This is a genomic window from Austwickia chelonae NBRC 105200 (assembly GCF_000298175.1).
Taxonomy (GTDB): domain Bacteria; phylum Actinomycetota; class Actinomycetes; order Actinomycetales; family Dermatophilaceae; genus Austwickia; species Austwickia chelonae.
This window is the reverse complement of the sequence record NZ_BAGZ01000001.1, coordinates 60,182-79,798: the sequence shown is the minus strand read 5'-3', so window position 1 is coordinate 79,798 and position 19,617 is coordinate 60,182. Positions and strand designations below refer to the sequence as shown.

The window sequence follows — 19,617 nt, the reverse complement described above, 5'->3', positions numbered from 1 at the left end:
ATGGCGCGTCCGCCAGATCCTTTGGTCGGCGACGGCCTGCTGCTCGTGGACAAGCCATCGGGAATGACGAGCCATGATGTGGTCGGACGTTGCCGGCGTATCTGTGGTACCCGCCGGGTCGGTCACGCCGGCACCCTCGACCCGATGGCCACTGGTCTCCTTCTGATCGGGGTCAACAAGGCCACCCGGTTGCTCACCTTCCTGGTGGGCTGCGACAAGACCTATCTGGCGACGATCCGTCTGGGGCAGTCGACGGTGACCGATGACGCGGAGGGCGAGCTGACCGGCGCGGTCGATGTGCTGCCTGCTCTCGAGGAGAAGGAGATCGACGCAGCGATCGCACGACTCACCGGTTCGATCGAACAGGTGCCCAGTGCGGTCAGTGCGATCAAGGTCGACGGAGTCCGATCGTATGCGCGGGTGCGTGGCGGCGAACAGGTCGATCTCCCGGCGCGGGCTGTGCAGGTCTACCGTTTCGAACGGCTGGGGACCAGACGCGGCGAGGCGATGTGTGTGCTGCCTGACGGGAAGGTCGATCTGCGACCGTATGTCGACGTGGAGGTACGGGTGGAGGTCTCTTCCGGAACCTATGTGCGTGCTCTGGCTCGTGATCTGGGCGCCGAGCTTGGTGTGGGCGGACATCTCACGTCTTTGCGTCGGACCAGGGTCGGTTCCTTCGACGTCGAGCGCTCTAGCAGCCCGCAGGCTCTGGAGGAGGCTCGTGTGCAGGCAAGTCCAGGTCGGTCCGGGTTGCCCATGATCGGTATGGCTGCAGCGTTGGAGGGCGCTATGCCGTATCGCGACCTGGACGAGAGATCGGCGAAGCTGTTGTCCAACGGTGTGCGGATCGATGCGGAGTCGCCGGGGCGTGACCTCGTCGCTGTTCGGGGTCCGGCCGGGGAGCTGATAGCGGTCGTCGATGAAGGTGAAGCGAAGGTCAAGGTTCGGGCGGTCTTTGTCAGCCCGGGGTAAAGGAGTCCGTCCCGCCTGCTGGGGGCGACCTTTTTCGAGGCTTATGCCTGTTATCGTCCATTCATGGTCCAAGCGGATATCGACGCATTCTGGGCACACGCTCGATTGCGTACGCGTCTGTCGCGGCCTGCTGGGTCATCGGGCGAGATGGCACTCGGGCCGGTGCCTCCGGTTGCCTGGGCCTTCGGAGCTCGGGGAGCTCCTGAGCAGGCCGATGAACTTCTCGACCTGGTGCTTCGGGGCTTGAAGACGGCTACGGCCTCGGCTCTGTGGGATTACGAGTTCGAAGGTGAGTCTTTGCCGGAGGTAGGTCGGTTGGCGATCATCCTGGACGGCGATCAGCAGCCTCGGGCTCTCATCCAGACGACCGCTGTCGATATCGTCCCTTTCGACGAGGTGGGCCCGGAACATGTTGCGGCAGAGGCCGAGGGGGATCTCTCCGTGGAGCACTGGCGTGAGGTTCATGAGTGGTTCTTCCGGGAGAACCTCTCCAATCCGCAGGGTTTTCGTTCCGATATGCCGGTGGTTCTGGAACGATTCACCGTGATCTATCCCACGCCGGGACAGAGATCGGTGCCAGAGTCCTCCTGGTGATCTGCCGGGGTGTTCCTGCTCGGTGCGATGGTCTCCGGGAGAGGACCGGATGACGGTTTCTGTGTGATCTGGGAAACCGATGAAGGAGTCGCTTCTCAGTACGGGTCGCTAGAGTGACCACGTGCGCCGTTGGAATGCCCTCAGTGACCTCCCTGACGATCTCTCGGCCTGCGCGGTGACGCTGGGCAATTTCGACGGGGTCCATCGCGGACATCGTGCTGTTCTCGAACAGCTGGTGGCGCAGGCCCGAGCTGTGAACGCGACAGCGGTGGCGGTGACCTTCGACCCGCATCCGGTGTCGGTGTTGCGGCCCGAGCAGGCGCCGCCCTTGCTGGGGACGCTCGACCAGCGGTTGGAGCTGCTCGGCGAGTTGGGGCTCGATGCGGTGCTGGTCATGGAGTTCACCAGGGATTTGGCTACCTGGACGCCTGAGGAGTTCGTCCGGCGGGTTTTTGTCGAGGCTTTGCACGCTCGGCTGGTGGTCGTGGGGCAGGACACCCGTTTCGGGGTGCGCAACTCCGGGGACGTGGAGACCTTGCGGGGCTTGGGGGAGAAGTTCGGTTTCGAGGTGGCGGTGGTCTCCGACCAGGGTGGTCAGACCCATGCCACGGAAGTGACCCGTTGGTCGTCATCTCAGGCGCGCAGCCTGGTGGTCGACGGAGACGTGGAAGCTGCAGCGGATGTCCTGGGCCGACGCCATGAGGTGGCTGGAACCGTCGTGCACGGCGATCATCGCGGACGTGAACTGGGGTATCCCACGGCGAACCTGTGCCAGGACCCGGACGGTTTGATCCCGGCGGACGGAGTGTATGCCGGGTGGTTGGTGCGTGGTGGAGGCGAGGGGGAACGCCTGCCTGCTGCCATCTCGGTCGGAACCAATCCGACCTTCGACGGTACGCAGCGGCGGGTGGAGGCCTATGTCCTGGACCGTACGGATCTCGATCTCTACGGGGAACGGGTGGGGTTGGAGTTCGTCCAGCGGCTGCGGCCGATGTATCGCTTCGGTGACATCGAGGAATTGCTGACGGTGATGGGTGAGGACGTCCGTCGCACCAGGGAACTCCTGGGCGTTCAGGGTCCGCAGGTCTGAGTCCAGCGGACTTTGGGCAGCTGGGGTCGGCTCACCTACCCTGGAGAGTATGCCTGGAGAGTCCTTTTTCGCGCGTCTGGAGCCGCTGCTGACGCGAGTCTCGAAGCCCATTCAATATGTGGGGGGTGAGCTGAACTCTCAGGTCAAAGACTGGAACTGCGGCGGATTCGTCGATTGCCCAGGGGAGGCAGCGCGGGAGAGGACCGTGCGTTGGGCGCTGATGTACCCGGATGCTTACGAGGTAGGTCTGCCCAATCAGGGGCTCATGATCCTCTACGAGGTGCTCAACGAGCGGTCTGATGCCTTGGCGGAACGGACTTACGCGGTCTGGCCCGATCTGGCGGGGATGATGCGGGCCGAGGGGGTGCCCCAGGTGACCGTGGACGGCCATCGGGCGGTCCGTGATTTCGATGTCTTCGGTTTGAGCTTTCCCACGGAGCTCAATTACACGAACATGTTGGAGGCCCTTGATCTGGCCGGTATCCCGTTGCACGCTGTGGACCGCTCGGATTCCGATCCGATCGTTCTCGTCGGGGGCCATGCGAGTTTCAACCCGGAGCCGGTGTCGGACTTCGTCGATGCGGTGATCGTCGGCGACGGAGAAGAAGCGGTCCTGAGGGTCACGGACCTCATCGGAGAGTGGAAGGCCCAGGGCCGTCCCGGTGGGCGTCATGAGCTGTTGCTCAGGCTCGCTCGGGACGGCGTGGCCTATGTTCCCGGCTTCTATCAGGTCGACTACCTGCCGGACGGACGGATCAAACGGGTCGCGCCCACTGAGTCGGGGATTCCGTGGCGGGTGGCCAAGCACACGGTGATGGATCTCGACGAGTGGCCCTATCCGAAGACTCCGCTGGTGCCTTTGGCCGAGACGGTGCACGAACGGATGAGTGTGGAGATCTTCCGAGGGTGCACCCGGGGGTGCCGTTTCTGCCAGGCGGGGATGATCACTCGTCCGGTGCGGGAACGCTCGATCACCGGTATCGGGGAGATGGTGGAGCAGGGTTTGGGCGCCACCGGTTACGAGGAGGTCGGGCTCCTCTCCCTCAGCAGCGCTGACCACTCCGAGATCGCGGAGATCACGAAGGGGCTGGCGGACCGTTACGAGGGGACGCATACCGGGTTGTCTCTGCCGAGTACCCGGGTGGATGCTTTCAATATCGACCTTGCGGACGAGTTGTCCCGTAACGGCCGACGCAGTGGGTTGACCTTTGCCCCCGAGGGGGGGAGTGAGCGGCTCCGCAGGGTGATCAACAAGCAGGTCAGTGAGCAAGACCTCATCGATACTGTTGCTGCGGCTTATGCGGCTGGGTGGCGCCAGGTCAAGCTGTACTTCATGTGCGGTCTGCCGACGGAGACCGACGAGGACGTCCTCGGTATCGCGGATCTGGCGGCTCGGGTGATCGATACCGGCCGGAAGGTCAGCGGGCGTAAAGACATCCGGTGCACGGTGTCGATCGGCGGGTTCGTGCCGAAGGCGCACACCCCGTTCCAGTGGGCCGGGCAACTGTCCGCTGCGGACACTGACGCTAGGTTGCGTGGGCTGCGGGAGAGGATCAGAGCCGATCGGAGATACGGGTCGTCGATCGGTCTGCGCTATCACGACGGTGAACCGGGAATTGTGGAGGGGCTGCTCTCCCGTGGCGACCGACGGGTGGGCAAGGTTGTCGAAGCGGTCTGGCGGGACGGTGGACGATTCGACGGGTGGAGCGAACACTTCTCCTTCGAGCGGTGGATGCGGTGCGCCGAAGAGGTGTTCGCCGCTCAGCGCGAGGAGCATGGATGGGGCATTGACATCGACTGGTTCACCACGCGGGAGCGCGGTGAGCTGGAGGTTCTCCCCTGGGATCACATCGATTCCGGGCTGGACAAGGAATGGCTCTGGGACGACTGGCAAGCGGCATTGGAGGAAGCCGAGCAGCCGGACTGCAGGTGGACACCGTGTTCTGACTGTGGGGTGTGTCCGCAGATGGACACCGACATCCAGATCGGGCCCACGGGCAGGTCCTTGTTGCCGGTGACCGTGTTGACATCGGGTAAGGCTGCGCTGATGCCAGCAGCTGATCCGAGTGCGAACACAGCTCGTGTGCAGGTCGATCTGGCCGGCTGAGAGTGATATAGCCCGGCGTCGTGATCGTCGCCGAGGGAACTTGTCCGAGGCAGGACGCGAGGACGGCGTCGTCGCGGAGAGCCTGTTCGGAACGTGCGGATTGCCGGTGTCGGTGTGCCGCGCCTTAACGTTGGTGTTTATGGCTCGTCAGCGTGTTCCTTCCGGTCCTCCGGCTGCTCCTCCGGTGCAGCGTCTTCGACTTCGCTATGCGAAGCGTGGTCGACTGCGTTTCTCCAGCACCCGGGATTTCCAGCGTGCGCTGGAGCGGGCCTTGCGTCGGGCTGCCGTCCCGATGGCCTTCTCGTCGGGTTTCCACCCGCATCCACGGATCTCGTACGCCAATGCCGCTCCGACCGGTACCGCGAGCGAGGCAGAGTACGTGGAGATCGCACTGGCGGAGAAGGTGGATCTGGGCGCGGTGCGTACGGCTCTGGACGATGCGCTTCCTCCGGGGTTGGACGTGTTGGCGATCGCCGAGTCGACCTCGTCTTCACTGGCGGATCTGCTGCAGGCCAGTGACTGGATGATGTGTTTCCCGGAATTGGATCCGGCGGAGCTGGGTGCGGTCCGTGCCGAGTTCTTGGGATTGGACGAGGCTCCGGTGACTCGGATGTTCAAGTCGGGTGAGAAGACTTTGGATCCTCGGTCGGCCGTCGTATCCATGGCGGTCTTCGGGCCGGATGATGGATGCGCTGTGGACAGCACGATCAGCGGGCTTGACGGAGGGTATGCCATACTGCGAATGGTCGTACGGCACACCACGCCCGCTGTACGCCCCGATGACATCCTCACTGCGTTGCGCACTTATGCCTCCTTGTCGCCCATATCGACCCCCTTGGTGATCCGACTCGCTCAGGGCCCGCTGATCGAGGGGGAAGTGGCCGACCCGCTGGCCGCACCACAGTGACGTTATCGGCGTCCGCCCAGGTGACGCGCTAGCGCGAGCCCGAACGGACGTAGCGATACGACTTCCGTCGATAGCGGTGAACCGCACTGCCGACGATCTTCGATCATGCATCGGTGCGATGACGAGGGAGAACGAGATCCCAGGCGTGGACGTCGTCGCACGGTGCAGGAAGGACGCCTCAGATGGCTTCCGAGAAAAGCGCACCCGAGCAGGACACCGACACCCCGGAACCTGCGCCCCGTAAGCGAGCGGCTCGTAAGAGCACCGCAGCCAAAACGGTTGCTGGTGAAAAACCGGCACCGAAGCCGCGTAAACGCGCGGTCTCGAGGAAGAGCTCGTCGCAGCAGGAGAAGGAATCATCTGCTGTAGAAGCTCCGTCCACCACGGATCCCGCTAGTTCGGAAGTGGTGGCGAGCACACCTCGCAAGAGGGCAGTCCGACGGAAGAAGACGACGGAGGAATCGGCCTCTGCCGATCCCCAGAGCGCGGTTGCCCCTGGGGAGGAATCGGGTGTGGGCGCTCCGGCCCCTCGTGCCCGCCGCCCTCGGAAGAAGGCCGTGGCGCAGCCGGTGGAGGGTGAGTCCGGTCTTGAGGCAGCCGAGCCGCAGGTGAAAGTTGCGGCCAAAGCGCCAGCCAAGGGACGGAAACGTCCGAAGAAGACTCCGGACGTGCCGCTCCCGGTCCCGGAAGAGACACCGGTCTCCGATCTGATGGTGGCTCAGATCTCTGAGGACGAGGCGAATGCCCTGGTGGAGGAAATTCTGGCCTTGGCCGAGGCGGAGTCAGTGGATGGCCAGGCGAACTCGACGAATTCATTGTCGCCCACGTTCGGTGTGCTCTTCCAGGCCCCCGAGCCGAGCACGGTCGTTGTGCCTTCTCGTCGTCGAGGTGCTGTCGCGTCCGAGGGCTTCGGCGATGACCTCTCCACTACGGGCGACGAGACCATCCCGGAGTCCGACTCTGATGTCGACCTCGAGGAACAAGGGGACAGCGAGGAATCGGAAGGCGGTCGTCGCCGCCGTCGCCGTGGGGGCAAAGGACGCCGACGGGGGAGCGGTACGGCTGAGGACGGTACGGTCCCCGAGGGAGAGGGCAACGCCCAGTCTGAGGAGCGGGATCCGGAAGAACGTCCAGGCGAGGCCTCCGACTCGGATGGGGATGAGCCTGCGGCGAGTGGTCGCCGCCGGACTAGGCGCCGTCGTCGTAGCGGCAGCCCCACCGAGGGTGAGGACCCGCCCGGCACCGTGACGAAGGTTCGTGAGCCGCGGCGTGACCGCGACGAGGCCATGGGCATCAAGGGAAGCACCCGCCTGGAGGCGAAGAAGCAGCGCCGCAGGGAAGGCCGGGAGGCCGGGCGCCGACGCACCATCATCACCGAGGCGGAGTTCTTGGCCCGCCGGGAGAGCGTCGAGCGGGTGATGGTGGTCCGGCAGCAAGGAGAGCGCACCCAGATCGGGGTTCTCGAGGACGGGGTGCTGGTCGAGCACTACGTCAGCAAGGCCGACTCCGCCCAGCCCGGGTCGATGGCGGGCAATGTCTACCTGGGGCGGGTGCAGAATGTGCTGCCCAGCATGGAAGCAGCTTTCGTTGACATCGGGCGGGGACGCAATGCAGTGCTCTATGCCGGTGAAGTCAACTGGGATGCGGCCGGGCTGGAAGCGCACAGGTCGCGCCGGATCGAGAATGCCCTGTCCTCGGGGCAGGGTGTCCTCGTGCAGGTCACGAAGGATCCGATCGGACACAAGGGCGCCAGGCTGACCAGCCAGATCAGTCTGCCTGGGCGTTATCTGGTCTACGTTCCTCAGGGCAAGATGACCGGTATCAGCCGGAAACTTCCTGACACCGAGCGGACCCGTTTGAAGAAGATTCTCAAGGAGATCGTCCCGCCGGACGCAGGGGTCATCGTGCGTACCGCGGCAGAAGGGGCTTCGGAGTCCGAACTGCGTGCGGATGTGGAACGGTTGGCGAATATTTGGGAATCCATCCAGAAGAAGGCCGCCTCGGGACATGCGCCGGCCTTGCTGCATGGTGAGGTCGACCTGACCGTGCGGGTCATCCGGGATGTCTTCAACGAGGATTTCTCCTCGATGGTGGTTTCCGGGGAAGGTGCCTGGTCGACGGTGAACGACTACATCGGATCGGTCGCCCCGGATCTGGCGGGCAAGCTGCGCCGATGGACCGGCGACAAGGACGTCTTCGCCGAATTCCGGATCGATGAGCAGCTGGCGAAGGCGATGGACCGCAAGGTTTGGTTGCCCAGCGGCGGATCATTGGTCATCGACCGTACCGAGGCGATGACGGTCATCGATGTCAACACCGGAAAATTCGTGGGCGCGGGCGGCAACCTGGAAGAAACGGTCACGAAGAACAACATCGAGGCCGCCGAGGAGATCGTGCGTCAGCTACGGCTGAGGGACATCGGTGGGATCATCGTCATCGACTTCATCGACATGGTCCTGGAGTCCAACCGGGATCTGGTGGTCCGCCGACTGCTGGAATGTCTGGGGCGCGATCGTACGAAGCACCAGGTTGCCGAGGTGACTTCGCTGGGATTGGTCCAGATGACCCGTAAGCGAGTGGGTGCGGGACTCATCGAGGTTTTCTCCGAGCCCTGTGAACACTGCAACGGACGCGGGATCATCGTCTCGAGCACTCCTGTGGACAAGCCGTCCACGTCCAACAACGGAAGTGGGGGCAACGGTGGCGAGGGCGGCCGTCGTCGCCGTGGTCGCGGAAATTCCTCGGTGGGGTCCTCGGCGTCCACCTCGGCCGGGGTGGACCAGCCGACGGCCGACCGGGAGGAGAGTTCCGAGGCTCCGGCTGCTGAGGAGCGGTCATCGGCGTCGGGTCCTACTCCGGCTCAGATCGCCGCGGTGGCCTATGCCGCTCTTCATCAGGAAACACAACCCGGCGAAGAACCTGAGGACTCGGGCCCGAGGCAGGTGAAGACCGGCGCGGTGAAGAGGAAGAATGAGCGGCCGGTGGCGGAGGCGCCTGTAGCGACCGTAGTCGAGGCCCCGGCTGGCGATCCTCCGGTGAAGAGCGCTCGGGGGCGGCGGGGTGCCAGCCGACCGGTGGCGACGCCGGAGCCGACCACCGCGAATGTCGTGCTTCTGCCTGCCACGTCTGAAGACATTTCGAGGTCGACTTCTGCGGTCGATACTCGGGCAGTGTCGCCCGATCGGGAACCCGAGAGCGGCTCGGCCTCTGAGGAAGGGGCACCGACCCGTAAACCTCGTCGCCGTAGGGCACGGGCAGTGGCGCCGGCGGGGCCGCCGAGGGCTTCTCGTTCGGACGAGGCCGACGCTGCGACAAAGTAAGAGCCATGTAATTTGGGCAGTCTTGCTGCCTTCACGTAGACTGTTCAGTCGGTGCGCCCACCGTGATCCGTGTTGACGGGCCGGTTCGAAGAGGTCGCCGAATCACTGCAGAAGCAAGGAGAGTGGGTTCAACGTGTACGCGATTGTTCGCGCCGGAGGCCGCCAGGAGAAGGTGTCCGTAGGCGACGTCCTCATCGTCGACAAGGTCAACGCGGAGCCCGGCACGTCCGTGGACCTCACTCCGCTGATGCTGGTGGACGGCGCCGATGTCACCACCGAGGCAGAGAAGCTTGCGAAGGTGAAGGTCAAGGCTGAGGTCGTCAAGGCGACCAAGGGTCCCAAGATCACGATCCTGAAGTACAAGAACAAGACCGGATACCGCAAGCGTCAGGGTCACCGTCAGCCGACGACCCAGATCAAGGTCACTGCGATTGAGGCCTGAGGGCCCTTTCGTACCAGTTCGAGCCTCTACGAGCAGCAAAGGTAGACACTGACATGGCACACAAGAAGGGTGCGTCGTCGTCGAGGAACGGCCGCGACTCCAACCCCCAGTACCTCGGCGTGAAGCGCTTCGGCGGCCAGGTCGTCAATGCGGGCGAGATCCTGGTTCGTCAGCGTGGCACGCACTTCCACCCCGGTGAGAACGTCGGACGCGGCGGCGACGACACCCTCTTCGCCCTCGCTGCAGGTGCCGTGAAATTCGGCACCAAGCGTGGACGCAAGACGGTGAACATCGTTCCGGCGACCCAGGCCTGACGAGCACGCGTTCTTCACCTGCACATCGCACGACGTATACGTGAGGGGTGGGCTTCGGCCCGCCCCTCACGTGCATCCATCAGGACCGATCGTCCAGGAGAACCGGCGGGTGACAGATCACACCGCTCGGCGGACTAATGAACATCAGATACTGAGAGGCACCTCATGGCTGCAACCTTCGTCGATCGAGTAGCTCTGAACGTGACGGCGGGGAAAGGCGGACACGGATGCGCCTCTGTTCACCGCGAGAAGTTCAAACCTCTGGGCGGACCGGACGGTGGGAACGGTGGTCACGGCGGTGACGTCGTAATTCGGGTCGATGCCCAGGTGACCACCCTGCTGGACTACCACCACAGCCCCCATCGTCAGGCATCCCACGGCAAACCGGGTGAGGGCGAAGAACGCAACGGGGGACAGGGCAGCGATCTAGTTCTCCCTGTCCCGGACGGCACAGTGGTCAAGGACAGCCAAGGCCAGGTGTTGGCCGACCTGGTCGGTCTGGGCACCGAGTACGTGGTAGCCAGGGGAGGCCGCGGAGGCCTGGGAAACAAGGCTCTTGCGAGCCCCCGTCGTAAGGCACCGGGATTCGCTCTGCTCGGTGAACCGGGTGAAGAACGTGACATCGTTCTGGAGCTCAAGACGTTGGCAGACGTCGCTCTGATCGGATTCCCCAGCGCGGGGAAGTCCTCGCTGGTCTCCGTGATCTCGGCAGCCCGGCCCAAGATCGCGGACTACCCCTTCACAACCCTGGTTCCCAACCTGGGCGTGGTGACGGCCGGTGACGCCCGCTACACGGTGGCAGATGTTCCCGGACTGATCCCCGGCGCGCACCAGGGCAAAGGACTGGGGCTGGAATTCCTCCGCCATGTCGAGCGCTGCTCAGTGCTGGTGCACGTCGTGGACTGCGCCACCTTGGAACCAGGACGCGACCCGCTGACCGACCTGGACGTGATCGAACACGAACTACGCCAGTACGTCGCCGACGAAGCACTCGGCGGGCGCCCGCTGTCCGAACGCACCCGAATCGTCGTGCTCAACAAGGCTGATGTTCCCGAGGCCCGCGAACTGGCCGAGATGGTCCGTCCGGATCTCGAAGCGCAGGGCCTCGAAGTGCATATCGTGTCCGCGGTCGCCCGCACCGGGTTGAAAGAACTCAAGTTCGCTCTGGCCCGTCATGTCGCTCAGGCGCGGGCCGATCAGGCCGCACACGCCGAAACAGTCTCCCGCCAACGGATCGTCGTGCGTCCGGTGGCCGTCGACGACGAAGGCTTCACCGTGCGCCAGATCGAGACCGACGACGGACCTGCTTTCCAGGTACTGGGAGAGCGCCCGTCCCGTTGGGTGCGTCAGACTGATTTCACGAACGACGAAGCCGTCGGATATCTGGCTGACCGTCTGGCTCGCGCAGGCGTCGAGGAAGCCTTGTTCGCAGCGGGAGCAGTCACCGGATCGACAGTGTTGATCGGCCCGGAGGACAACGCCGTGGTCTTCGACTGGGAGCCGACGATGTCTGCGGGAGCCGAGTTGCTAGGGCGTCGTGGTACAGACCTGCGTCTCGAGGACCATCATCGCCCGACCCGAGGCCAGAAACGTGAGGACTACGACTCCCGTCGGGCCGCCAAACGGGCAGCCAGGGAAGAGCTCGAAGCCGAGCGTGCCGCAGGCTGGTGGACTTCCTCCTCTGAGGATCGCTGATCGGATCGTCGACACGCGAGTGGGCCGCTGAAGAACGGGTTACCGGTACGCGGGCCCGAGTTCTTCCGGACTTGACATGGGTTCGGCGACGTCCCTTGTCAACTGATCCAGAGTCTGCCTACGGTGGTGGAAAGTTCTGGCGGAAACCCTCTCGGAGCGACCCGGTCAGTTGCTCGACGACATGCGCTCATCTCCCGGTTTCTTCTGACGATGAGTCGGTCGGGAGTACGGTCGCCTCTTCTCTCGGTCAGGAGGATGCATGCCTGCGATGGAAGCGATGCCGTCCTCGGCCCGGAGCGAGGAGGAGAACCAACGAGGTGCCGATGGCAGGAGCTCTGCCACAGATCGCGAGGTTGAGGCCACGAGATCCACTGCGTCGGCCAACTGGCGGAGCGTTCTCCATGAGGACCGGGTGGGGCGGGCCCGAAAGATCTTCGGCAGTGATCTCGATTACCTGACCGACGCTGATCGGCAACTCATCCATGCAGTGACCGGCGAGGTGATCTGGCAGGGGCAGGAACCGCACGAACGCCCGCTGAGCGCCTTTGCCATGCAGATCGCCGTCGACCGCCGGACTCGTGACCTGGCCGAGGGGGAAGAGATCTCCGTTTCCTACCTTCAACGCACGTGCGACAGACTGGCGGCATTGGGTGTTCCGGCCAATCCCTTCCAAGGGAGCAACTTGCGTAAGGCCCAGGCCTATCTGTCGTCACGGGCCGAAGGTCGCAGCCCGAGTTGAAAGCACAGCATCTTTCTCTCGCCAGGACTCCCGCGGTTACGCTGCGTCCATGTCTGCGCAGGTGAAAGAATCCGGAGCTGTCCGGCGGCAGATCTCGAGGGCGTCGAGGCTCGTGGTCAAGGTCGGTTCGTCATCCCTGACGACTCCTCAGGGGATCTTGGACGCAGAGCGTCTGCGCACCCTGGCCGATGCCCTCGCTGAACGGCGGCTCTCCGGGCATCAGGTCGTTCTGGTTTCCTCCGGAGCCATCGCTGCGGGGATCGTTCCCTTGGGCTTGGCTCAACGGCCTCGTGACCTGGCTACTCAGCAGGCCGCTGCGAGCGTCGGGCAGGGTGCTCTGGTCGCCGCGTACACCGCCGCCTTCGGTGAGCACGGGCTGACGGTCGGGCAGATCCTGCTCGCTGCCGGCGATCTGAACCGTAGCGACCATTATGTCAACGCGCGGCGGGCGATCGTCCGCCTGCTACGTCTGGGAGTGCTGCCGGTGGTCAACGAGAACGACGCCGTGGCCACCGACGAGATCCGATTCGGGGACAACGACCGACTGGCGGCATTGGTGGCTCACCTCATCGGAGCGGAAGCCCTGGTGCTGCTGACCGATACCGATGCGCTCTACGACGGCCCACCGCAGGAGGCAGGGAGCCGACGGATCCGCTCGATTGCCGATGACGAGGACCTGGTGGGTGTGCGGATCGGTGGAAGCGGCAGCGCGGTGGGGACCGGCGGGATGGTGACGAAGATCGAGGCTGCGAGGATCGCCACGGGCGCGGGGATCCCGACGTTGCTGGCCGGAGCAGTGCAGGTGACCGAGGCTTTGCGCGGCGATGATCTGGGAACTCTTTTCCTGCCGCGAGGCGCGAGGCCGACCTCCAAACGCTTGTGGCTGGCCCACGCCAGCGAACCTGAGGGAAGACTCGTGCTGGACGAGGGCGCGGTGGAAGCTTTGTGCACTGGACGGGCCTCGCTCCTGCCTGCCGGGGTGGTCGCGGTGGAGGGCGCCTTCGCACAGGGTGCTCCGGTGGAACTGGTGGACCGGAACCGTGTGCCCGTGGCTCGGGGGTTGGTCGCTTTCTCCAGCGATGAACTGCCCCGGCTGCTGGGAAGGAGCACCCGGTGGTTGGGCGAGGTCCTTGGTCCTCAATATGCTCGAGACGTCGTGAACCGCGACTACCTGGTACTGCTCTGATCCTGGCCGGTTCCGACCCGAACCCTTTGGCGGAGAGGATCCTTGGCCTCCGTCTCCCGGACAGTGGTCGGCCACCCGTGAGTCAGCAGATCGGGTCCCTCCTGGCGGGGTGGATTCGCTCAGCTAGGTCGGGCTCTGTAGCGTCGGCCTCATGCGCTATCAGATCACGCGCGCTCACCTCCGCGATTTGTCCCGCGTCAAGCCTTTGTGGAAGGCGATGCTGAGCCGCTATGTCGATGTTATCGGGCCGACCTGCCCGGTTCGGAACCCCGGCGAGGCCTGGGCCCGGCGGCACGAGGAGTACCTGAACTGGCTGAACGATGGCGCCGGTGTGGTCTACCTGGCTACTGATAGCGAGGACTCGGACCGGGTCGTGGGTTATGCCGCACTGCATTTCCGGGTCTCCGGATCGGCCTTCGACATGGGGGAGCGTTTCGGGGAGCTGGAATCCCTCGCAGTCAGTGAGGACGTACGGGGCCAGGGGCTGGGGAGCCGGCTTCTGGAGGCCTGCCGCCTGGAGTTGCAGCGCAGGGAGATCCGCTACTGGTCGTTGGACACCTTGGCGGCGAACGAGAACGCCCGGCGGATGTACGAACGCGCAGGTTTCGAACCGTTCATGCTGCGGATGATCCGATTGGTCGCGGACACGGACGGTGTCCCTGCAGTCTCTGATCCTCCGACGGCTCCGCTGGTCATGCCGACCGATCAGGTCGGGGTGCCGGACTCGGCCGGTGATCGTGGCGCTGCCGCGTCCTGGCGTTCCGAGCGGAGCCCCGAAACCGATCCGGTGGTGGGGGACAGTGCGACCTCGGTGGTCTCCTTGTCCGTTCAGGAAGCGGGGGTGCGGGCCAGAGCAGCCGCTCGGGAGATGGCGGTGGCGACGACTGCGCAGAAGAACCGGGCGTTGCGTCTGATCGCCGATGCATTGGAGACGGAGTCCGAGTCGCTGCTGGCAGCGAACGCGAAAGATGTCCGTCGGGCAGAGGAGGCAGGTCGGCCGGAGAGCCTGGTCGACCGGCTGAGGCTCGACCAGGGCCGATTGCGGGGGATCGCAGAGGCTGTGCGTCAGGTCGCAGAGCTGGCGGACCCTGTGGGAGAGGTCGTGCGTGGATCGATCCGACCCAATGGATTGCAGGTCCGTGAGCAGCGAGTTCCTTTCGGGGTCGTCGGGATGATCTTCGAGGCTCGCCCGAATGTCACCGTCGATGCGGCTGCGCTCTGTCTCAAGAGCGGAAATGCTGTCGTTCTTCGCGGTAGTTCTCACGCGGTGGAGAGCAACCGGGCGCTGGTGGGTGTCATGCGAGCAGCTCTCGAGCGGACCGACATCCCTGCCGATGCCGTTCGGCTGCTCGACGGGGATCGTGACGAAGCAGCCTTTTTGATGAAGGCGCGGGGACTGGTCGATGTGATCGTTCCTCGGGGTGGGGCTGAACTCATCCGCACTGTGGTCGAGGAATCGAGTGTTCCGGTCATCGAAACCGGGAGCGGAAATGTCCATCTGTACGTTGATGCGGCTGCCGATCTGACCAAGGCTCTCGACATCCTGATGAATGCTAAGACCCAGCGTCCGAGCGTGTGCAATGCCGTGGAGACCCTGCTCGTCCACGAAAAGGTCGCCGAAGCGCTGCTGGATGCAGCATTGCCGGCCTTGCACGCAGCCGGAGTGGTAGTCCACGGTGATCGGGTCGTCCGTGAACTCGCTTCCCGGGTGGGTGCTCCCGTCGAGGAAGTCACGCACGAGGACTGGGCCTGCGAATATCACGGTTTGGAGATAGCGGTGGGAGTTGTCGATTCGCTCGACACCGCGATGAAGCATGTGGCTCGTTATTCCACCGGTCATACCGAGGCGATCGTCACCGAGGATCGCGGCGCCGCACGTAGGTGGACTCAGGGGGTCGATGCCGCTGTGGTGATGGTGAACGCCTCGACCCGTTTCACCGACGGTGGTGAATTTGGCTTCGGGGCCGAGATCGGCATCAGTACTCAGAAGATGCATGCTCGCGGGCCGATGGGTTTGCGGGAGCTGACCAGCACCAAGTGGATTGTCGAGGGTGACGGGCAGATCCGCGACTGACCGGAGGTGTCCGCCCCGCAGGGTTCGGGGCGGACACCTCCGTCGGGGTCAGACCGGGTCCTGGCTCGGGTGGCTGCCGGAACGGAGCGGGGCTCTCTGTTCCTCCTCCCGGGAGTCGTAGGCGATGTAGTAGGTGGGCCGCCCCTGCAACATCGTGTACATGCGTCCGACATATTCGCCGAGAACTCCCAGACACAACAGTTGGACGGCACCTACTGCCGAGACGGCGACCACGGTGGACGTCCACCCGGCGATGACATGTCCCAGGGCCCGGGCCACCAGGGCGTAGACGAGGACACCCAATGCGGCCAGTCCGCCGAGGAGCCCGCACCACGTCGCGAGTCGCAGCGGGGCCATGGAGTGGCCGGTGAGGCTGTCGACCGTGAGCGCGAGCATCTTGGCCAGGGGGTACTTGGACGTTCCGGCGGCCCGGGCTGCCCGTTGGTAAGGGACGGATGTGCTGGGGAATCCGAGAGTAGGTACCACCAGCCGTAGGACGCGGTGTTGCTCGGGCAAGGCGTTGACGGCATCCACGGTGGCTCTGCTCATGAGCCGGTAGTCGCCTGCTTGGTCGGGGACGTCGCCACCGGCGGCTGCACGCATGATCCGGTAGTAGGCCTGAGCGGTTCGACGTTTGAACGCGGTGTCGCTGCTGCGATCGGTGCGTACTCCGTAGACGACGTCGACCTGCCCTTCTCGGGCGAGGTCGAGCATGATCGGGATGCTTTCGGGAGGGTCCTGCAAGTCGGCGTCGATGGTGACCACGTAGTCCCCTCGGGAGCGCATCAGACCGGCGGATATCGCGGCTTGATGGCCGGCATTGGCCCGTAGCCGGAGGATCCTCAGCTCCGGCCATTCGCGACGGAAACGTTGCAGAAGGACGGGGGAGGAGTCCGAGGAGCCGTCGTCGACGGCAACCACTTCGTAAGGGGAGTCCAGGCCGTCGAGGACCGGGCGTAGCCGCTCGACCAGCAGCGGGAGGACGGATTCCTCGTTGTACACGGGCACGACCACCGTGAGGACGAGATCGTCCGGGCACTCCTGGGAGAGGGGCGGGGCAGGCATGTTGTCAGGCTATCCGCCGTTGAGCGCAGGTGGCGTCCCTTGATCGGACAGGCAGTCATCCGGGTCGTGCGACGGACCCGACGAGTCTGCTTCGACGGGTAGTCTGTCCGCCATGTCGATCACGTCCGTTGCGATGATGGTGTCCAGCTCCGGTGGCCACGGACACGAGCCGGTATGGGTACTCCCCATCCCGGCCTGGGCTTATGGTGCGATCGCGTTGGCTGTTTTCATGCTCCTGCTCTTCGTTACCTGGTGCTTCCGCAATACGGGTCACACCCTGATGGAGGCTTCGGATGTCGCTCCACACGGGCAGGGCCCATCGGGTGGGTCGATGCGGGGCGGTCACGGTTCCGCTCACTGAGGCAGATCATGCGAGTGGGAGTGATGGGGGGTACCTTCAACCCGATCCATCATGGACATCTGGTGGCAGCCAGCGAGGTCCAGCATCTGTTGGGGCTCGACGAAGTGGTCTTCGTCCCGACAGGGCAGCCCTGGCAGAAGGAGAAGCATCTTCTCGCTTCTCCTGAGCACAGGTATCTCATGACAGTGATCGCGACGGCGTCCAATCCGCGTTTCTCGGTCAGTCGGGTCGATATCGATCGAGAGGGTCCGACCTACACCATCGACACCTTGCGTGATCTGCGACGGGAACGCCCTGACGCCGAGCTCTTCTTCATCACCGGTGCGGACGCCTTGGCTCAGATCCTGTCCTGGAAGGATGCGGAGGAGCTCTGGGATCTTTCCCATTTCGTGGGTGTGACCAGGCCCGGGCATCCGTTGTCGGTATCCGGTTTGCCTCAGGAGGGGTTGACCCTCACTGAGATCCCGGCGATGGCGATCAGTTCGACGGACTGTCGTGACCGAGTGGCCAAGGGTGAACCTATTTGGTATTTGGTGCCTGATGGTGTGGTTCAGTACATCGGCAAGTACCGTCTGTATCGGACGGATCTGTCGCCGGAACCTGCGGTGACCCACCTGTCCGATCTTTCTCGGTGATCTCCGGGATCCCAGAACGCCGCCGCGACCACCGCGGTGATACCAGGAGGAAAACTGCCCGTGTCCGCTACTGAGCATTCCCGACTGCTGGCCCAGGACGCAGCAGCCGCTGCCGAAGACAAGCTGGCCGTCGACATCGTCGCTCTGGATGTCAGCGAACACCTGGCGCTCACCGACATCTTCCTGGTGGCCTCGGCGCCGAACGAAAGGCAGGTCGGCGCCGTCGTCGATGCGATCGAAGAGAAGATGCATGCTCGGGGCATCAAGCGGGTCCGTCGTGAGGGCGAGCGCGAAGCCCGCTGGATCCTGATCGACTTCGGAGACATCATCGTCCACGTCATGCACCAGGAAGAACGGGCTTTCTACCAGCTGGAGCGGTTGTGGAAGGACTGTCCGGCGGTGCCCCTGGTGCTGGGAGCCGAAACTGCAGGAACCGAATCGGTCGATGTGACCCGATGAGCCTGGGCGTGGTGACGGATCTGCCTCCGCGCCGCCTCGTCGTCCTCCGGCACGGGCTGACCGATTTCAACGAACGAGGCATCTGGCAGGGACATCTCGATACCGAGTTGAACGAGACCGGGCTGGCTCAGGCCGATCTGGCGGCTTCGACACTGGCCCGGCATGATCTCGATCGCATCCTCTCGAGTGACCTGACTCGTGCCTTGCGAACAGCTCAGGTCGTTGCCCAGGTCTGCGGGCTGGAGGTCGAGCAGGACCCCAGGCTGCGGGAGATCCATGTGGGTTCCTGGCAGGGAATGGACTCGGTCGCTGTCGAGAAGGCCTTCCCCGGTGTTCAGGCGAGGCTCGCCGCCGGAGAGGATCTGGCCCGCGGGGGTGACGGGGAGCGGGTCTCCGACGTCGTTCTGCGGGCGCGGGAGGCGGTGGACGATCTGCTCGCGGTACTCCGGGGCGGCGAATGTGCACTCGTGGTCACCCACGGGGTGTGCGCGCGAGCTTTGGTGGCTGATCTGTGCGGCGTCGACCAATGCACCGCTTGGATGTCCTTCGGTGGGTTGGCGAACTGTGCCTGGGCTGAGCTCGTGGAGAGTACGGATCGTTGGCGGCTGGTGCGCTGGAATGTCGAGGACTCGGCTCCGAACGGCCCCTTGCGTGAAGGTCACGGATACTGATCGCTGTCCTCAGACCTCTCGATTTGGCATGTGGCTCGGCTCTGGATAAACTCATGCAGTCCTCGCGATGAGGATGAAGGGGCTGTGGCGCAGTTGGTAGCGTACCTCCATGGCATGGAGGGGGTCAGGGGTTCGAATCCCCTCAGCTCCACCAATAAAGGTCGGGTCCTCCACGGAAATCGTGGAGGACCCGACCTTTTTCTGCGTAAACCTTCGATACCGTTGCGGTCGGGACGGATCTCCCCGACCGCAACGAAGCTCAGCGCGCCAGCTGGACGAGCACCGCGCTCAGATCGGGTTCCAACTCGCGGTTGTAGGGCAGCTTGGACAGCATGCTGCCCATCAGGCAGGAATCGGTCAGCGCGGCCGTCATCAATCCGCAGCCGATCGCCCCGGAGAGCCATTTGGCCCGAGGAGCCAGTGTGCTGACCAGCACGCCACTGACGACGAGTCCACCTGCGACCAGACGGACCTGACGCTCCAGGTCCCACCGTCCCTCCCCCTGGGCCACCGGCGCGCTATCGGCCGACCAACTGGTCATACCGCCGGTGAGCACATGGAGGCGGGACAGCCCAGACGCAGCCAGGATCTCCTCGGCCTGTCCTGCCCGTCGATCCGTGCGGCAGATCAACACGATCTGCCGCCCCAATGCTCGGGCGAGGTCTTCCTTGTGCTCTTTGAGGAGAGGCAACGGGATGTTGACCGCCGTCGGGATGTGAAGGGCCCTGAACTCAGCAGCTGACCGGACATCGACCAGCAGGGGACGATCGGTGCCGGCGAGCCAGGAACGCAAGGTGCCGACATCGACCCGAGCGGGCAGGTCGACATGGGCGTTCGGGTCGGTGACCGGGTGGATCTGAGGGTGATGTTCGGTGGCGACGGTCATGTGGCCCTTTCTGACAGCCCCGATGAGGTCGGGGAGAGACGGGATGACGTTCGAGGCGTCGTCCGGAGACGGTCATCGTCGAGGTGACCTCGGCGGGAGA

The 19,617-nt window shown here is 64.4% G+C and carries 18 protein-coding genes, 1 tRNA gene and 1 pseudogene; 18 read left to right on the top strand and 2 right to left on the bottom strand.

Annotated features, from left to right (window positions below; all coding sequences use genetic code 11):
• The 13 genes and pseudogenes from truB (at window position 1) to AUCHE_RS00285 (ending at window position 15,440) form a co-directional block, all read left to right on the top strand.
• Window positions 1-972 carry a tRNA pseudouridine(55) synthase TruB gene (truB, locus tag AUCHE_RS00340; RefSeq protein ID WP_006501258.1) on the top strand — a complete coding sequence of 324 codons (972 nt, stop codon included), beginning with the start codon at window positions 1-3 and terminating at the stop codon, window positions 970-972.
• Window positions 973-1,035: 63 nt separating this feature from the next.
• A complete protein-coding gene (locus tag AUCHE_RS00335; RefSeq protein ID WP_074788479.1) occupies window positions 1,036-1,566 on the top strand; it encodes an ASCH domain-containing protein in 531 nt (176 codons plus the stop codon).
• Between the two features lie 121 nt (window positions 1,567-1,687).
• On the top strand, window positions 1,688-2,656 hold the full coding sequence (locus AUCHE_RS00330; protein WP_006501256.1) for a bifunctional riboflavin kinase/FAD synthetase: 969 nt from the start codon (window positions 1,688-1,690) through the stop codon (window positions 2,654-2,656).
• 49 nt (window positions 2,657-2,705) lie between these two features.
• Window positions 2,706-4,763: a TIGR03960 family B12-binding radical SAM protein gene (locus AUCHE_RS00325; protein ID WP_006501255.1), complete on the top strand. Its 2,058-nt coding sequence runs from the start codon at window positions 2,706-2,708 to the stop codon at window positions 4,761-4,763.
• Window positions 4,764-4,902: 139 nt separating this feature from the next.
• Window positions 4,903-5,670: a TIGR03936 family radical SAM-associated protein gene (locus tag AUCHE_RS00320; RefSeq protein ID WP_006501254.1), complete on the top strand. Its 768-nt coding sequence runs from the start codon at window positions 4,903-4,905 to the stop codon at window positions 5,668-5,670.
• A 182-nt stretch (window positions 5,671-5,852) separates the two neighbouring features.
• Window positions 5,853-8,990 carry an Rne/Rng family ribonuclease gene (locus AUCHE_RS00315; RefSeq protein ID WP_006501253.1) on the top strand — a complete coding sequence of 1,046 codons (3,138 nt, stop codon included), beginning with the start codon at window positions 5,853-5,855 and terminating at the stop codon, window positions 8,988-8,990.
• Window positions 8,991-9,123: 133 nt separating this feature from the next.
• Entirely contained in the window at window positions 9,124-9,432 is a 309-nt protein-coding gene (gene rplU, locus AUCHE_RS00310; protein WP_006501252.1) for a 50S ribosomal protein L21, read from the top strand.
• 53 nt (window positions 9,433-9,485) lie between these two features.
• Window positions 9,486-9,746 carry a 50S ribosomal protein L27 gene (rpmA, locus tag AUCHE_RS00305; protein WP_006501251.1) on the top strand — a complete coding sequence of 87 codons (261 nt, stop codon included), beginning with the start codon at window positions 9,486-9,488 and terminating at the stop codon, window positions 9,744-9,746.
• 165 nt (window positions 9,747-9,911) lie between these two features.
• Complete coding sequence (gene obgE / locus AUCHE_RS00300) at window positions 9,912-11,441, top strand: GTPase ObgE (RefSeq protein ID WP_006501250.1); 1,530 nt, start codon at window positions 9,912-9,914, stop codon at window positions 11,439-11,441.
• A gap of 259 nt (window positions 11,442-11,700) precedes the next feature.
• The gene (locus AUCHE_RS15345; protein WP_052024719.1) at window positions 11,701-12,180 is read left to right on the top strand and encodes a hypothetical protein; all 480 of its coding nucleotides are present in this window, start codon (window positions 11,701-11,703) and stop codon (window positions 12,178-12,180) included.
• 49 nt (window positions 12,181-12,229) lie between these two features.
• Window positions 12,230-13,366, top strand: a complete 1,137-nt coding sequence (gene proB, locus AUCHE_RS00290; protein ID WP_006501248.1) for a glutamate 5-kinase — start codon at window positions 12,230-12,232, stop codon at window positions 13,364-13,366.
• Window positions 13,367-13,517: 151 nt separating this feature from the next.
• A pseudogene (locus AUCHE_RS17850) lies at window positions 13,518-13,967 on the top strand (GNAT family N-acetyltransferase); the annotation flags it as partial.
• Between the two features lie 93 nt (window positions 13,968-14,060).
• Window positions 14,061-15,440: a glutamate-5-semialdehyde dehydrogenase gene (locus AUCHE_RS00285; RefSeq protein ID WP_169315957.1), complete on the top strand. Its 1,380-nt coding sequence runs from the start codon at window positions 14,061-14,063 to the stop codon at window positions 15,438-15,440.
• Window positions 15,441-15,488: 48 nt separating this feature from the next.
• Here the strand turns inward: AUCHE_RS00285 and AUCHE_RS00280 are convergent, their stop codons facing one another.
• On the bottom strand, window positions 15,489-16,505 hold the full coding sequence (locus AUCHE_RS00280) for a glycosyltransferase family 2 protein (protein ID WP_006501246.1): 1,017 nt from the start codon (window positions 16,503-16,505) through the stop codon (window positions 15,489-15,491).
• Between the two features lie 112 nt (window positions 16,506-16,617).
• On the opposite strand from AUCHE_RS00280, the gene AUCHE_RS16865 reads away from it, so the two are divergent.
• From AUCHE_RS16865 to AUCHE_RS00255, 5 genes are all read left to right on the top strand, one after another.
• Window positions 16,618-16,866, top strand: a complete 249-nt coding sequence (locus AUCHE_RS16865; RefSeq protein WP_040321025.1) for a hypothetical protein — start codon at window positions 16,618-16,620, stop codon at window positions 16,864-16,866.
• An 8-nt stretch (window positions 16,867-16,874) separates the two neighbouring features.
• Window positions 16,875-17,501 carry a nicotinate-nucleotide adenylyltransferase gene (nadD, locus tag AUCHE_RS00270; protein ID WP_040321024.1) on the top strand — a complete coding sequence of 209 codons (627 nt, stop codon included), beginning with the start codon at window positions 16,875-16,877 and terminating at the stop codon, window positions 17,499-17,501.
• 60 nt (window positions 17,502-17,561) lie between these two features.
• The gene (gene rsfS / locus AUCHE_RS00265) at window positions 17,562-17,960 is read left to right on the top strand and encodes a ribosome silencing factor (protein WP_006501243.1); all 399 of its coding nucleotides are present in this window, start codon (window positions 17,562-17,564) and stop codon (window positions 17,958-17,960) included.
• On the top strand, window positions 17,957-18,631 hold the full coding sequence (locus AUCHE_RS00260) for a histidine phosphatase family protein (protein ID WP_006501242.1): 675 nt from the start codon (window positions 17,957-17,959) through the stop codon (window positions 18,629-18,631). The genes rsfS and AUCHE_RS00260 overlap by 4 nt, the downstream gene beginning before the upstream one ends.
• A gap of 78 nt (window positions 18,632-18,709) precedes the next feature.
• Window positions 18,710-18,785: transfer RNA gene (locus AUCHE_RS00255), tRNA-Ala, on the top strand.
• A gap of 105 nt (window positions 18,786-18,890) precedes the next feature.
• Here the strand turns inward: AUCHE_RS00255 and AUCHE_RS00250 are convergent.
• Window positions 18,891-19,517 carry a rhodanese-like domain-containing protein gene (locus AUCHE_RS00250; RefSeq protein ID WP_006501241.1) on the bottom strand — a complete coding sequence of 209 codons (627 nt, stop codon included), beginning with the start codon at window positions 19,515-19,517 and terminating at the stop codon, window positions 18,891-18,893.
• Window positions 19,518-19,617: the final 100 nt, after the last annotated feature.

Excerpts from the sequence above, each read along its gene's own strand:
- proB (WP_006501248.1), top strand. The coding sequence starts at position 12,230 with ATGTCTGCGCAGGTGAAAGAATCCGGAGCTGTCCGGCGGCAGATCTCG.
- AUCHE_RS00320 (WP_006501254.1), top strand. The coding sequence starts at position 4,903 with ATGGCTCGTCAGCGTGTTCCTTCCGGTCCTCCGGCTGCTCCTCCGGTG.
- obgE (WP_006501250.1), top strand. The coding sequence starts at position 9,912 with ATGGCTGCAACCTTCGTCGATCGAGTAGCTCTGAACGTGACGGCGGGG.
- rpmA (WP_006501251.1), top strand. The coding sequence starts at position 9,486 with ATGGCACACAAGAAGGGTGCGTCGTCGTCGAGGAACGGCCGCGACTCC.
- AUCHE_RS16865 (WP_040321025.1), top strand. The coding sequence starts at position 16,618 with ATGTCGATCACGTCCGTTGCGATGATGGTGTCCAGCTCCGGTGGCCAC.
- AUCHE_RS00335 (WP_074788479.1), top strand. The coding sequence starts at position 1,036 with ATGGTCCAAGCGGATATCGACGCATTCTGGGCACACGCTCGATTGCGT.
- AUCHE_RS00250 (WP_006501241.1), bottom strand. The coding sequence starts at position 19,517 with ATGACCGTCGCCACCGAACATCACCCTCAGATCCACCCGGTCACCGAC.
- AUCHE_RS00260 (WP_006501242.1), top strand. The coding sequence starts at position 17,957 with ATGAGCCTGGGCGTGGTGACGGATCTGCCTCCGCGCCGCCTCGTCGTC.
- AUCHE_RS00315 (WP_006501253.1), top strand. The coding sequence starts at position 5,853 with ATGGCTTCCGAGAAAAGCGCACCCGAGCAGGACACCGACACCCCGGAA.
- AUCHE_RS15345 (WP_052024719.1), top strand. The coding sequence starts at position 11,701 with ATGCCTGCGATGGAAGCGATGCCGTCCTCGGCCCGGAGCGAGGAGGAG.
- truB (WP_006501258.1), top strand. The coding sequence starts at position 1 with ATGGCGCGTCCGCCAGATCCTTTGGTCGGCGACGGCCTGCTGCTCGTG.
- nadD (WP_040321024.1), top strand. The coding sequence starts at position 16,875 with ATGCGAGTGGGAGTGATGGGGGGTACCTTCAACCCGATCCATCATGGA.
- AUCHE_RS00325 (WP_006501255.1), top strand. The coding sequence starts at position 2,706 with ATGCCTGGAGAGTCCTTTTTCGCGCGTCTGGAGCCGCTGCTGACGCGA.
- AUCHE_RS00280 (WP_006501246.1), bottom strand. The coding sequence starts at position 16,505 with ATGCCTGCCCCGCCCCTCTCCCAGGAGTGCCCGGACGATCTCGTCCTC.
- AUCHE_RS00285 (WP_169315957.1), top strand. The coding sequence starts at position 14,061 with ATGCCGACCGATCAGGTCGGGGTGCCGGACTCGGCCGGTGATCGTGGC.